Below are 12,881 nucleotides of genomic sequence, written 5' to 3' on the forward strand. Positions count from 1 at the left end.
GCTCCTGAGGCAGGGGCCGCGTCGACGGCTCGGGCGCATCATCACGGAACGCAATGACACTTATAGGACTGATTCCCCGAAACGATAGCGTCTCTCGTGCCGACGGGGAGGACACTGGACCCTGTTGCTGTCCACCGTACGACTCCACCACCCGCCGCCACTCGCCAGGACGACCCCTTGAGCTCCACCGACGCCGCCTCTGTCCGAATCGCCAGACCTCTTCTGCCGCAGCACTTCTCGCGGACCTTCCCCTCCCTCGCCAACCGGAACTTCCGGCTCCTGCTGTCCGGGCTCCTCGTCTCGGGCACCGGCGGGTGGATCCAGCGCATCGCCCAGGACTGGCTGGTGCTGACCCTCACCGACAGCCCCACAGCGGTCGGGATCACCACCGCCTGCCAGTTCGTCCCCACCCTCGTGTTCGGCCTGCACGCCGGCCTGCTGGCGGACCGGCTGCCCAAGCGGTTGATCCTGCTCATCACGCAGGCCTCGATGGCCACGACCGCCGCGGTGCTCGCCGTCCTCGCGCTCAGCGGGCGCGTGCAGGTGTGGCACGTCTTCGTCCTCGCCGCGGTGCTGGGGGTCATCGCCGCCGTCGACAACCCCACCCGGCAGTCGTTCGTCTCCGAGGTGGTCCCCGGGACGCAGCTGCCCAACGCGATCAGCCTGGTCTCGTCCACCTTCCAGATCGGCGCGATGGCCGGTCCCGTGATCGGTGGTGTCCTCATGGGCACCGTCGGCGCCGGGTGGGCGTTCGCGGTCAACGCCGCGACCTTCGTCGCCCCCGTGATCGCGCTGCTGCTCATGCGCGACACCCCGACGCGTGCCGACGCCCGGGCCCGCCACCTCGCCGCGGCCGTCGAGGGCGCCGGCCGGCCCGGGGTCCGCGACGGGCTCCGGTATGCCGTGTCGACGCCGACCGTCCTGTGGCCGGTGGTCATGGTGGGCGCGTTCGGGTTCTTCACCATCAGCCTGCCCGTGACGCTCGCGGCGTTCGCCAAGAACGAGTTCCACTCCGGGGCCTCGGGTCTGGGGCTGCTCAACGGCGTCGTCGCCCTCGGCGCCCTCGGGGGCGCCCTCACCACCGCGCGTCGCACCCGGCCCCTGCGGCTGCGCACGGTCGGCAAGGCGGGCGCGGCTCTCGCGACTGCGCTGCTCGTGGCGTCGCTGGTCCCGGGTCAGGTCGTGTTCGCGGTGCTGCTCGTGGCCGTCGGCGCGGCCAACCTCGGGTTCCTCACCTCCGCCCAGTCGCTGGTGCAGCTCGCGGCGACCGACCACCTGCGCGGACGGGTGGTGGGCGTCTACATGCTCGTGTTCATCGGCAGCGGCGCCGTGGGCGGTCCCGTGGTGGGGTGGCTCGCCGAGGCACACGGAGCGCGGGCCGCGCTGCTCGCCTCGGGCGCCGTCCCCGCGATCGTCACGGTGCTGGTGTGCCGGCACCTCGCGAAGGCGGCCTCACTGCGCCTCGGCGTCACGTCGATGTCGGTGCGGCTCCCCCGGCCGTCCCTGGTGGCCCGCAGCCACTGAGCCAGGCCATTCTCCCGGGCCTCTGGGCCGTCAGCCGGTCATGCCGCCGGCGAGTCGTCCGAGGGCGTCCACCCAGTGCTGCTGGTCGCCGCGCGGGTCGCCCGCGATGCCGCGACCCTCGTGGTAGAGGTCGAGCCGGGTCCCGTTCCCGTCAGGGTGCAGCTGGACGTCGAGCATGCTGAGCGGTCCGTCCTCGTCCGGGTGCCAGGAGACCCGGATCTGCTCGAGCGGGTGGTAGCTGCGCACGACGCCGTGGGTGCCGTCCGCCGCGTGCCACGGCTCCCCCTTGCTGCCGAGGCGGGCGCCGTCGCCGAGGAGGGCCTCGGTGCCGGCCGGACTGATGAGGTGCTGCCAGACCTGCGAGGGACCGGCGGGGACCGTGGCGCTGGCGTGCACGCCAACCTCCGGCTCGCCGGCCGCGGCGTCGTCGGGCAGGGCCTCGACCTCAGTGCTCATGGGGAACCTCCGTGTGCAGCGGCACCGCCCCGGGTGGGCAGCACCCACCCCCACAGTCGACCGCGCCCAGGGGGTCCTTGGCAATGGCTCGGTCGGATCGACTCCCGGTGCCGGGAGTCCCGGCCGGACATCGTGGAAACGGGACGAACCCGGCGTCTCGCCCACTACCCTCCCGACATGTCGTCACGAGAGCCGCACGCGCGGGAGGGACGGCGCAGGGCACTCGTGGGCACGGCGTCGATCGCCATGATGGTCGGCCTGTCGCTCGCCGTCGGCGGTCTCGCCCGGTGGCGCGAGGGCAACACCCGTGGAGCAGGCGTTCTCGTCGCCGGTGTCGTGGTCGTCCTCGTCTCGTTCGGCGCCCTCCGGTGGGTGGGACGGACCTGGCAGCGGGCGGTCGCGGCGGACGCACGCGAGGCCCGGGCGGCAGGCGCCATCCCGGTCCCCTCCGGCGCCCGTCCGCGAGCCGGCGGCGTGGTGCTGCGCCCGCGGGCAGCGGTGCGCCTGGTGCCACCGCTGCTGGTGGCCCTCATGGCCCTCGCGGCGTGGGGCATGGCCGAGGACGGGCTCCGGGTCCAGTCGGACCTCGTGCTCGCCGCGAGTGGCGTCGTGCTGGTCCTGTGGCTGTACGCCCGCAGCTACGAGATCTGTCTCGACGCCTCCGGTATCTGGCGACGCCGCCGCCCGCGCTGGCGCCTCGCCTGGTCCGACCTGCGGTCGGTCGAGGACAAGCCGACGAGCAACCGGTGGTACCCGGACCGGCCGGACGACCTGCTGCTGCACGGCCACATCACGACGCCCGGCGGCCGGGTCCGCGACGTGGTGCGCATCCGGTGCAACCTGCTCGCGATCCTCCCGGACGACCTTCGTGCCCTCGCCGACAGGTGCTCGACCGCCGCCGCTGCGACACAGTCACGCACCTCTGGACCGTCCGGCGCCGACTCCCCCTTCCAGCGCTGGGGCTGAGCTCGTCGGGGGTGTGCCGCGCGGGGCGGCCGGTTCGACGTGAACCGGCCGCCCCGCGGCATACGAGCTCGTGCTCGGTGCGGCGCCCCCGGAGAGGCGCCGCCCTGTGGTGAAGCGTCAGGCGACGCGCGTCTGCGGCGCGGTCTCCTTGGTCTTGCCGGGGTCGCGCTCGACGATGTCGCCGAGGGCTTCGTCGATCGCCTTCAGCTGCGCGGCCTCGAGCGTGACGCCCGCGGCCTTGACGTTCTCGTGCACCTGCTCGGGGCGCGAGGCGCCGACGAGCGCGGCGGCGACGTTCGGGTTCTGCAGGACCCACGCGACGGCGAGCTGGGCCATGGACAGGCCCGCCTCGTCCGCGATCGGCTTGAGCTTCTGGACGCGGGTGAGGACGTCGTCGTTCATGAACCGCTTGATCATGTCGGCGCCGCCCTTCTCGTCCGCGGCGCGCGAGCCCTCCGGCGCGGGCTGGCCCGGCTGGTACTTGCCGGTGAGCACGCCCTGGGCGATCGGGCTCCACACGATCTGGCTGATGCCGAGCTCCTCGCAGGTCGGGACGACCTCGCCCTCGATGACCCGCCACAGCATGGAGTACTGCGGCTGGCTCGAGATGAGCTGGATGTTGAGCTCCTGGGCCAGCTTGTGGCCCTCGCGGATCTGCTCGGCGGTCCACTCGCTGACGCCGATGTAGAGCGCCTTGCCCTGGCGGACGACGTCGGCGAAGGCCGTCATCGTCTCCTCGAGCGGGGTCTCGGTGTCGTACCGGTGCGCCTGGTAGAGGTCGACGTAGTCGGTCTGCAGCCGCTGCAGCGAGCCGTTGATCGACTCCATGATGTGCTTGCGCGACAGGCCGGTGTCGTTCTTCCCGCCGGGCCCGGTCGGCCAGTACACCTTGGTGAAGATCTCGAGGCTCTCGCGCCGCTCGCCCTTGAGTGCCTCGCCGAGCACCGTCTCCGCCTTGGTGTTGGCGTAGACGTCGGCGGTGTCGAACGTGCTGATGCCCGCGTCGAGCGCCGCCTGCACGCACTGCGTGGCGACGTCGTTCTCGACCTGCGAGCCGTGGGTGAGCCAGTTGCCGTAGGTGATCTCGGAGATCTTGAGACCACTGTTGCCGAGATATCGGAAGTTCATGGTTCAACCGTATGCCGGGTGCCCGCGACGCGCGCTCCGGGGGCTGCGGGACGCGCTGGCTTGGGCGCACAAGTGGTTGGGGCACGCAGTGGCTGGGGCACGCAGTGGCTGGGGCACGCAGTGGCTGGGGCACGCAGTGGCTGGACAGGGAACCCGGACAGGTCGGGACCTTCGGCCCTGATCGGACGGTGGGCTCGCGGCATACCGTGCGGACCGCCGGCCGACGAGGGGCGGCCTGGACGGCCTCTCTCGGCGCCCAGTCGTGCACCGACTCCTGGAGCGCCTTCGCATGTCCGCTGCCCTGGCCCTGCCCGCCCACGCCCTGCCCGCCCACGCCCTGCCCACCCATGCCCTGCCCGCCCATGCCCTGCCCACCCACGCCCTGCCCGCCCACGAGCGCTGGTTCGTCGACTCCGCCCCCGCCGACTGGGGCTTCTTCCTGCGGCCGCTGCCGCTCGGGCTGACCCTCGCCGTGGTCGCCGTCACCGTGGTGTGGCGCCGGTTCGCCCTGCGGCTGGACCGGCCCGAGCTGCCACAGCTGCGCGGCCTCGGCCGGCTGGCGCCGTGGGTGCCCCGGCTGCTGGGCATCCACCTCGGCGTCACGCTGCTGGCGCTGGCGGCCTCGGGGTCGTTCGTGACGCCGCCCGTGAACCGTGAGCACCTGTCGGGCGGGGCCGGCACCGCGCTGCTGCTGTTCGAGGCGGGGCTCGGGGTGTGGCTGGTGACCGGGTTCCAGCAGCGGGCGGCCGCAGCCCTCACCCTGTCGCTCGGGCCGATCATGGCGCTCTTCACCGGTCCGATGGCCCTGCTCGAGTGCGCCAACGTCGCGGCCGTGGCCGCCTTCCTCGTCATCGCCCCGGCGGGTGCCGACCGCAACGGTGCGACGTCGCTCTCCCCCACCCGGCTCCGCGCCGCGCTGCTGGCCCTGCGCCTGGGCGTCGGCACCGCGCTGATCGCCCTGGCGTTCACCGAGAAGTTCACCAACCCGACCATGGCCCGCGAGACCCTCGCGGACGTCCCGGCGCTCAACGTGTTCTCGCTCGTCGGCATCCACGTGCCCACCGACACCTTCATCCTGGTGGCCGGCAGCATCGAGCTGCTGTTCGGGCTGCTCGTGATCTCGGGCGCGCTGCCGCAGGTCGCGGTGCTCGTGGCGATGGTGCCGTTCAACGCGACGCTGCTGCTGTTCGGCCAGACCGAGCTGGTCGGCCACCTGCCGGTGTACGGCGTCTTCCTCGCGCTGCTCGTCTACGGCTCGAACCCGGCCACCGCGGCGGCAGTGCGCTGGCTCCCCCGCCCCCGCCAGGTGGCTTCTGCTGCCCGGAAGGCCGTGTCGCTGGCGGCTCGTCAAGACGCTGCAACGGCGTCCTGAACCTTGAGCGAGGGGCCCTAGCTGCGAGCTCCGGACCTCTGGAGCCTGCAGCCTGGGCGCTAGCGTGCTGCTGTGGACGAAGACGATGTCGTGAAGGGCCGAGTCGCCCAATGGCTGGCCCAGGAGTCCGATCGCGGGCTGGGTTCGGCGGACCTGTTCAAGCACCGGGCGCTCGCGCCCTTCTCCCGGGCGGGTCAGGAGGCCGCGGGCAATCTGCTCTCGAAGGCCGCGGACGCCCTCGCCCGGGATGACACGCCGCGGGCCGAGCGGCTGGTTGCCCGCGCCCTGGACCTGCCGTACGACGAGGCCGAGGAGGCCGTGCCCGCGGCCTGGCAGGCTCACATGGTCCTCTACATGGCTGTCTCGGACGCGCTCGAGGGATCGGAACCCGACGACGAGCTGTGGCTCGATGCCGCGCTGCTCGTCCTGGCGTAGGCGGATGCCCTGGGTGGGGCCGAGATGTATGACGTGCTCGAAACAGTCCTTTACGACGGGCAGCTCTCCCACCGTGAGCAGCGACGGCTCACCGGCGCGCTGCGGGGAACGGAGCGGCGTCCCACCATGGAGTCTCTCGGCCCGGACGCCGGCGGCCTGCAGGAGCGGATCCTGGCCACCCTCAGGGTGACGTCGGCGTTCGAGGAGACATTCGCCTCCCTGGTGCTCTGAGACGCCGCCTCAGGAGCAGGAACAGCAGCGGTCCCGAGGGGCGGCTCCCAGGATCCGGACTTGTCGCGGCGGCGCTCACGGGCCCACCCGACGCTGCGTGGAGTCGCGCCCCCTGGTGGTGGCCTTCCCAGGCGGCTCAGGACGCGCCGATGGCCCCGCCGGGTGCCGGCGGGGTGGGGAGCAGGGTCATGGTCGGCCGGGCGGTCGCTCGTCCCGTTCGCCGTCGAGCAGGTCCCACGTCGAGCCGATGTCGCCCTGCCGGTCGTCGTCCTTCTGCTCGTCGTCCTGCCGCTCGTCGTCCTGCCGGGCGTCGTCGGGCCGGGCGTCGTCGGGCCGGGCGTCGCCGGATTCCCGGTGACGCCTCCATCCGTCATCGTGGTCCGAACCGCCGTCGCCCCAGTCCACCTCGTGCCACGGATGGTCGTCGTCGCTGGATTCTCCGCCGTACCAGGAGATGGGCTCGTCCGGCTCGGGCTCGACGGCCGCTGCGACCTCGTGGAGCCCGCTGCCGGTGTGGCATCCGCCCGGATCGTCCGGCTCCACGGCGTCATCGGAGTCTGCGGGTGGTCGCGGCAGGGTGCCCGCCCGACGCATCGCCTCGACCTGGTCGTCGTACGCCCCGGGCACGAGATACCACTGCACGCTCGGCGCACCCTGCTCGCCGGGCACGACCGAACCGGCGTACCTCTCCCGGTGGACCACGGTGTGGTGCGCCCGGCACAGCAGGGCGGCGTTGGCCACGTCCGTCGGTCCGTGGTCGAACCAGTGCACCAGGTGGTGAGCGTCGGTCCAGGCCGGCGGCTTGGTGCAGCCTGGGAAAGTACAGCCCTTGTCGCGCAGCCACAGGTTGCGGACCTGGCCCGCGGTGAACAGCCGCTCGGAACGGCCCTGCTCGAGGATCTCGCCCTCAGAGCCGAGCACGGCCGGCACGACCCGGGCGTCGCACGCCAGGCGACGGACGGTGTCGGGGGTGAGGTCCTGGCGGTCGAGGGTGGTCGTCACGCCTGCGCCGCGGAGCCTTCCCTCGAGCACCTGCAGGGGCACCGTGACGACGAGCGTGGCCTTCGACGCCCGGGGCAGCTCCCCCGGCGCCTCGACCGCGCGGCGTACCAGGTCGAGCAGCGCGTCAGCCCGGCGGCAGGCGGGGGTGCGCGGATCGCGTTCTCCCGTCTCGGGATCACGACTCGGCTTGGCGAGGGCGTCCACGGCCGAGTCGAGGACGGCGGCGCCCTCGGCGTCGAGCAGCATGGTGTACCGCGAGAGCCCGACAGGACCGGGGCTCTTGACGAGGGAGCGATGCGCGCGCGCCACGTCGGCATCCCGCTCCACCAGCCGGTCGGGTCGCAGCAGGTTGCCGGTGCGGCGGACCGCGATCGCCGGGTCCTGCTCGCTCATCGCCCGCGGCCCCCGCGCGGCGTGGAGCAGCGTCGCCGTGGCGCCCTCGAGCTGCTCCGCCTCGGCCAGCCCGCGCACCGAGCGGTGGAACCGCACGATCTGCGCCGCCTTGCCGACCGGCAGCCAGTCCGCTGCCGGCCCTGCCCCCGCGCCCCCGTCCTCGGGCGCCTCGGTCACCACGACGGCGGTCGCCTCCACCACGTCGGCCAGGCGCAGCTCACCCACGGCGCCCGCGACTGTGTCCGCGTCGGCCAGCACCCGGGCCGGCAGCTGTGGAGCGTGGGCCCGCGCCCAGTCCAGGGGGCCCCAGCCGTCTCCGGCGCCGAGGCTGCGCTGCTTGGCCTCGGCCATCAACGTCACCAACAGCGCATCGGCGCTCGCCGACAGCCGGCCGACCAGCCGCAGCGCCTCACCGACCTCGCCGTCGGCCAGGGCCCAGGTGCGCTCGGGCTCGGAGCGCCCGAGCTCGTCGAGGGCTCGCGCCACCGCATGGAGCACCGGCCGCCTCGCGGGAAGTCCTCCCGCGCCGGCCCAGTCCTGCGGTGCGATCGCCATGGAAGGACCCTACGACCGACCACTGACAATGGGGCGTGACGGGAAACCGTTGGCAGCACGACGGATCAGAGCGGCACGCGGGGCGGCACGCGGGGCGGCACGCGGGGCGGCACGCGGGGCGGCACGCGGGGCGGCACGCGGGGCGGCACGCCCCAGGTCACCCCACGTCGGTCGGGCCTCGGACAGCGTGTTCCCCGCTCTGGCCGGCCTGCTCGAGCGGCCGTATGCCTCGGGGCCGACGCCCGCCCCGGACCACCCTGGGCCGGCAGGCCCTCCTACTGCGAGACCAGCCGAGCCTTGGCCGTTCTCACCTCGAGCGGTGCCGGGGTGCCACGCACGACGACCTCAGCCGGGATGTCCACCCAGGCCCCTGCGCCGACGCGGAACTGACCGCCGTAGGTGACGTCGGCGCGCACCTGCAGGCGCCCGGCCCTGTCGTAGGCGCGGGTGATGTCGCCGGAGGGGTACGGGCCGCCCAGTGAGGTCGTCGGCGCGCTCGTCGTGCCGTCCCCGTACACGTACGTCACCGAGCGCAGGGTCGGACGGATTTCCACCTGGAAACCAGCCATCCGCGTCGGATTGGGTCGGTCGACCTCGCCCGGCTGGAACCCCGACGCCGGCCACGCCACCTGGAAGTAGGTCGGAAGGGTCACCAACGTCACGTTGCCCTTCGGCTGGACGGTCAGCTCCGGCCGGGCGAACGCCGTGTCGTGGAAGGCCGCCAGCACCATCTGCATCGTCAGCGCAGGACGCACGGGGTTCGGCGCCTCCTCGGGGAGGCAGGTGAAACCCCGGTCCTCCCACCCGCCGCGCGGCACGCCGTCACCGCCCACCTCACGCCGGAACATCCGCACGCTGGGGCCGAGCCCCTGCTCGGGGGTGTTGCCCTGGCAGGCCAGCGCGGCGGCGTCGCAGAAGTCGCTGCGGGTGGGCGAGTCGGGTCGGTTCCCGGGGCAGTTCGCGACCGAGGCGTACTCGAAGTGCACCTTCGCCTGGGCCGCCTCGACCTTCGCCGCGGCCGCTTCCGCCTTGACCTGCTGCATCTCCTTGCGGTCGTGGTAGTTCACCCGCAGCGAGTCCTGCGTCGTGGCGGAGCCGCCCCAGATTCCGTCGCCGTCATCAGCCTGGGCGCCGCTGGAGGCCGCCCACCCGGTGACCATGACGAGGATGAGAGCACCAGCTAGGCGATGCCGTAGACGATCCATGTGCTCCCCCGCCAAACTACGCTGGCCGTGCGCGCCACGGTCATGGTCTTGTCTGCGTCGACGACTTTCCCAGAGCTGTCAACGATCTTCGCGCCCTGCTGCTCCATCCGCAGGCGCACCAACTGTTGCCCGTTTGCGCCCCCCGGCAATGGATCTGTTCTGACGCTCCCGACTGGGTCGGACGAGTAGTGACGCCCTTGGGTCTGCAGCCGCTCGACTGCGTCCTGGATCGCCGCGCACGACTTGCAGCCCGAGTCCGCGAGGGGCGGCAAGATCGACGGGTCGGCGGTCCGGCTCGCGCGGTTGGTCTGTTCCACGTAGTACTTCACGAAGGCGGCGGCACCCTCGGGGCTTCGCTTCCTCGCCTCCGGTGGCAGGTCCGCAGGGTCCACGGTGGCCTTGGACGGAGAGGTCGTGCTCGACGGCGTCGTGCTGGTCGTCGACGAGCTCGACGGCGATGTCGAGACCGTCGACGAGGACGTCTTGGCCGGCTCCTCGCCGCTCGCCGTACACGCGCCCACCGCGAGCGCGAGCACACCCAGCCCCGCGGCATACCCGCGTCGTGCCTCCACCGGACGACTCCCCTCCTGGCGCCGAACCCCGCACCGAATGGCCGCGAGTCTACGCAAAAGCACCCAAGCGGTCATCCTTCGTCCACAGGCGCCACTGGCGAGAGCACGCGCGCGGGCGCGCAGGCCGGCGAGCGTGCGGCGCAGGTATGCCGCGGGGCCCAGCCCCGCGGCATACCTCACCATCCGTCGACGCGCGCTCGGCTCAGCGGGCCGGCTGCGGCACCCCCTCCGGTGCCACCACGCCCCCGCCACTCGCCTCGCCCTCGTCCGGCAGCGGGGCCGCATCGAGCTCCCGGTCACGGCGCCACAGGTTGCTCGGCCACCACATCCGGCCGCGCAGGTCGAGGTTGAGCGCCGTCACCAGCACCGACCGGACGACCAGCGTGTCGAGCAGCACTCCCAGGGCGACCGCGATCCCGATCTCTGCGAAGGTCACCACCGGCAGCGTCCCGAGCACCGCGAACGTCCCCGCCAGCACCAGCCCGGCCGACGTGATCACGCCACCCGTCGCGGCCAGGCCCACGAGCGCACCGCGCCGCGTGCCGATCTCCTTGGACTCCTCGTGGACGCGGGTCATGAGGAAGATGTTGTAGTCGATGCCGAGCGCGACGAGGAACACGAAGACGAACAGCGGCAGCGACGAGTCCGCCCCGGCGAAGCCCAGCACGTGCCGGAAGATCAACGAGGACAACCCCATCGCCGCGCCGTAGGACAGGACCACCGTCCCGATCAGGACCAGCGGAGCCGTCACCGCGCGCAGCAGCAGCACCAGGATCAGCAGCACCACGCCGAGGATCAGCGGGATGATCCGCACGTTGTCGTCGGCCGCCGCCCGCAACGTGTCGGCCCGGGTGGCGGTGTCCCCACCGGCGATGGCGTCAGCGCCCGGCACCGCGGCGATGGCCGCGCGCACCCGGTCGACCGTCTTCGTCGCCGCGTCGGAGTCGGGGGCGTCGGTGAGCGTCGCCTGAATCAGCGACCGCCCGCCCTTGGTCACGGGGTCGGTCACGGTCGAGACGCCCTGGACGCCCTCGAGCGTGGACTTCACCGCGCCCGCCTGAGCCGCGTTGGCCAGCACCATGACCGGCGACCCCGCACCGGCCGGGAAGTGCCGGGCGAGGGTCTGCTCCCCCACCACCGACTCGGGCTTGCCGTAGTAGGAGTCCGCGTTCTTGAGGCCGACCGCGTTGAGCTGCAGGACGCCGAGCGACGCCACCGCCAGCAGCAGCGAGGTGACGACCCACGTGCGGCGCGGGGCGCGGGCGATGCGACGGCCGACCCGGGCCCAGACGCCGTCACGGGTGTGGTCGGCCGAGCCATACGTCGGCCGCACTGGCCAGAAGATCCAGCGGCCGCAGACGACGAGCAGCGCCGGCAGCAGGGTCAGCATCACCAACAACCCGACGCCGACCCCGATGGCCGTGACCGGCCCGAGGCCCTTGGTCGAGTTCATCGTGGCGACGAGCAGGCAGAGCATGCCGGCGATGACGGTCGCCCCCGAGGCGAGGATCGCCGGGCCGGCGCGGTGCAGCGCGAACGCCATCGCCTCGTGCCGGTCCTCGTGCCGTCGCAGCTCCTCGCGGTAGCGCGCGACGAGCAGCAGGGCGTAGTCGGTGCCCGCGCCGAACACGATGACCGTGAGGATGCCGGAGCTCTGCGCGTTGACGGTGAGCGTGTCGCCCTTGGCCAGGAAGTAGATGACGGCCTGCGCCACGAACAGCGCGGTACCCGCTGACACGACCGGGATGAGCCACAGGATGGGGCTGCGGTAGGTCAGCAGCAGGATGACGATGACGACGGCCATGGCCGAGTAGAGCAGCTTGCCGTCGATGCCGGAGAACGCGGCGGACGAGTCCGCGGCATACCCGACCGGTCCGGTGACCTGCATGGACAGGCCGCCCGGTCGCTCCTTCGCGATCGCGCGCAGGTCGTCGACCGTCGCGCCGAGGGAGTCCCACCCGGCGTCGCCGGCGTCGACCGGGACGATGACCTGCAGCGCCTTGCCGTCCTTGGCGGGGATCGGCCCGACGCTGTCCTTCTTGACGGGCTCGAGCGCGTTGAACTTCTGCACCTGCGCGCTGACCGCCTGCAGGTCGGCCGGGGTGATGCCCGCCGGGCGCTCGTAGACGATCACCGCCGGGAACTCGTTCTTGCTCTGGAACGCCGCGATCTGCTGCACGACCTGGGTCGACTGCGCGTCCTTCGGCAGCCAGGCGACCGCCTCGTTGTTGAGGACGCCCTGCAGCTTGCCGGCCGGGCTGAACGCCGCGGCCAGCACCAGCAGCCAGAACCCCACGACGAACCACTTCGTCACCTTCGAGGACGGGAACCAGGCCAGTCGCCCGACGTCACCGATCCGTGTCTCACTCATGTCTCGTGCCTCCCACCGTGGACGGTTGCGCACCCTGCACGGCGCCCCTTCGCCCTCGACGGTAAGGACCGGCCGTGCGATGCCACAACGGGTTTCCGGTGATGTCCGGGGTTGTTCAGGGTCCGTTCAGGGACGACCCCGACCGGTATGTCCGCGATGCCCCTGGTGGTCCGGCCGGCATCCTCCCGACGTCCTCGGTATGCCGCGTTGCCTCCCGGCCCGGCCCCGCGCGGGCGCCCACCCGGCATACGTCAGGAGGGAAGCCTCGGGTAGCGGATGTGGCCGCGGCGCATGTCCAGCAACCGCCGGCCGAACCGCACGACGGTCCAGCACCACCACACGTCGATCTCGTCGGTGACCTGCTCGGTCCGCCACTCCCAGTAGCTGCACAGCTCGATCAGCTCGGCCTCGTTGAGCGCGAGGCACTCGTCGACGAACGCGCCCTTGCGACCGCTCGTCGGGTCGACGAACGGCGGCCCCTCCCAGGTCACCCACGTCGTCCGCGCGTCGATGCGCTCCTGCGCCGCAGCCATGTCGACATGGTCACCCTCGCCGTCGCGGTGCGCCTCCGTCACTCGATGGATGCCGTGTGCGCCGTATGCCGCAGAGCTCACCTCCCGGGGTGGCCGGGCCCGGCCTTGGCGCCGCTCGCGTGGAGATCGCTCGAGATC

Annotated in this window: 12 protein-coding genes; 5 read left to right on the forward strand and 7 right to left on the reverse strand. The window is 72.6% G+C overall.

What is annotated here, in order from left to right:
- Nucleotides 1–177 precede the first annotated feature (177 nt).
- Nucleotides 178–1,524 carry an MFS transporter gene (locus tag ACYVDO_RS14265; protein WP_460937013.1) on the forward strand — a complete coding sequence of 449 codons (1,347 nt, stop codon included), beginning with the start codon at nt 178–180 and terminating at the stop codon, nt 1,522–1,524.
- Nucleotides 1,525–1,554: 30 nt separating this feature from the next.
- Here the strand turns inward: ACYVDO_RS14265 and ACYVDO_RS14270 are convergent, their stop codons facing one another.
- A complete protein-coding gene (locus ACYVDO_RS14270; RefSeq protein ID WP_460937015.1) occupies nt 1,555–1,980 on the reverse strand; it encodes an SRPBCC family protein in 426 nt (141 codons plus the stop codon).
- Between the two features lie 177 nt (nt 1,981–2,157).
- On the opposite strand from ACYVDO_RS14270, the gene ACYVDO_RS14275 reads away from it, so the two are divergent.
- The gene (locus tag ACYVDO_RS14275; RefSeq protein WP_460937017.1) at nt 2,158–2,946 is read left to right on the forward strand and encodes a hypothetical protein; all 789 of its coding nucleotides are present in this window, start codon (nt 2,158–2,160) and stop codon (nt 2,944–2,946) included.
- 117 nt (nt 2,947–3,063) lie between these two features.
- On the opposite strand, the gene ACYVDO_RS14280 is transcribed toward ACYVDO_RS14275, so the two are convergent.
- Complete coding sequence (locus ACYVDO_RS14280) at nt 3,064–4,074, reverse strand: aldo/keto reductase family protein (RefSeq protein ID WP_460937019.1); 1,011 nt, start codon at nt 4,072–4,074, stop codon at nt 3,064–3,066.
- Between the two features lie 289 nt (nt 4,075–4,363).
- Here ACYVDO_RS14280 and ACYVDO_RS14285 point away from each other — a divergent pair, with 289 nt between their 5' ends.
- The 3 genes from ACYVDO_RS14285 to ACYVDO_RS14295 all read left to right on the forward strand — a co-directional run bounded on the left by ACYVDO_RS14285 (nt 4,364) and on the right by ACYVDO_RS14295 (nt 6,112).
- Nucleotides 4,364–5,446 carry a hypothetical protein gene (locus ACYVDO_RS14285; RefSeq protein ID WP_460937021.1) on the forward strand — a complete coding sequence of 361 codons (1,083 nt, stop codon included), beginning with the start codon at nt 4,364–4,366 and terminating at the stop codon, nt 5,444–5,446.
- 72 nt (nt 5,447–5,518) lie between these two features.
- Nucleotides 5,519–5,881 (forward strand): hypothetical protein, encoded by a 363-nt coding sequence (locus ACYVDO_RS14290; RefSeq protein WP_460937023.1) that lies wholly within the window; start codon nt 5,519–5,521, stop codon nt 5,879–5,881.
- Nucleotides 5,882–5,914: 33 nt separating this feature from the next.
- Nucleotides 5,915–6,112, forward strand: coding sequence for a hypothetical protein (locus tag ACYVDO_RS14295; protein ID WP_460937025.1), 198 nt, complete (start codon nt 5,915–5,917; stop codon nt 6,110–6,112).
- A 186-nt stretch (nt 6,113–6,298) separates the two neighbouring features.
- Here the strand turns inward: ACYVDO_RS14295 and ACYVDO_RS14300 are convergent, their stop codons facing one another.
- The 5 genes from ACYVDO_RS14300 to ACYVDO_RS14320 form a co-directional block, all read right to left on the reverse strand.
- Entirely contained in the window at nt 6,299–8,062 is a 1,764-nt protein-coding gene (locus ACYVDO_RS14300) for an HNH endonuclease signature motif containing protein (RefSeq protein ID WP_460937027.1), read from the reverse strand.
- Nucleotides 8,063–8,337: 275 nt separating this feature from the next.
- Nucleotides 8,338–9,222, reverse strand: coding sequence for a hypothetical protein (locus ACYVDO_RS14305; RefSeq protein WP_460937029.1), 885 nt, complete (start codon nt 9,220–9,222; stop codon nt 8,338–8,340).
- Nucleotides 9,223–9,242: 20 nt separating this feature from the next.
- Nucleotides 9,243–9,839 carry a DUF6318 family protein gene (locus ACYVDO_RS14310; RefSeq protein ID WP_460937031.1) on the reverse strand — a complete coding sequence of 199 codons (597 nt, stop codon included), beginning with the start codon at nt 9,837–9,839 and terminating at the stop codon, nt 9,243–9,245.
- A 202-nt stretch (nt 9,840–10,041) separates the two neighbouring features.
- Entirely contained in the window at nt 10,042–12,210 is a 2,169-nt protein-coding gene (locus ACYVDO_RS14315) for an MMPL family transporter (protein ID WP_460937033.1), read from the reverse strand.
- Nucleotides 12,211–12,461: 251 nt separating this feature from the next.
- Complete coding sequence (locus tag ACYVDO_RS14320) at nt 12,462–12,743, reverse strand: hypothetical protein (protein ID WP_460937035.1); 282 nt, start codon at nt 12,741–12,743, stop codon at nt 12,462–12,464.
- Between the last annotated feature and the right edge of the window lie 138 nt (nt 12,744–12,881).

The organism is Phycicoccus ginsengisoli, assembly GCF_054779295.1.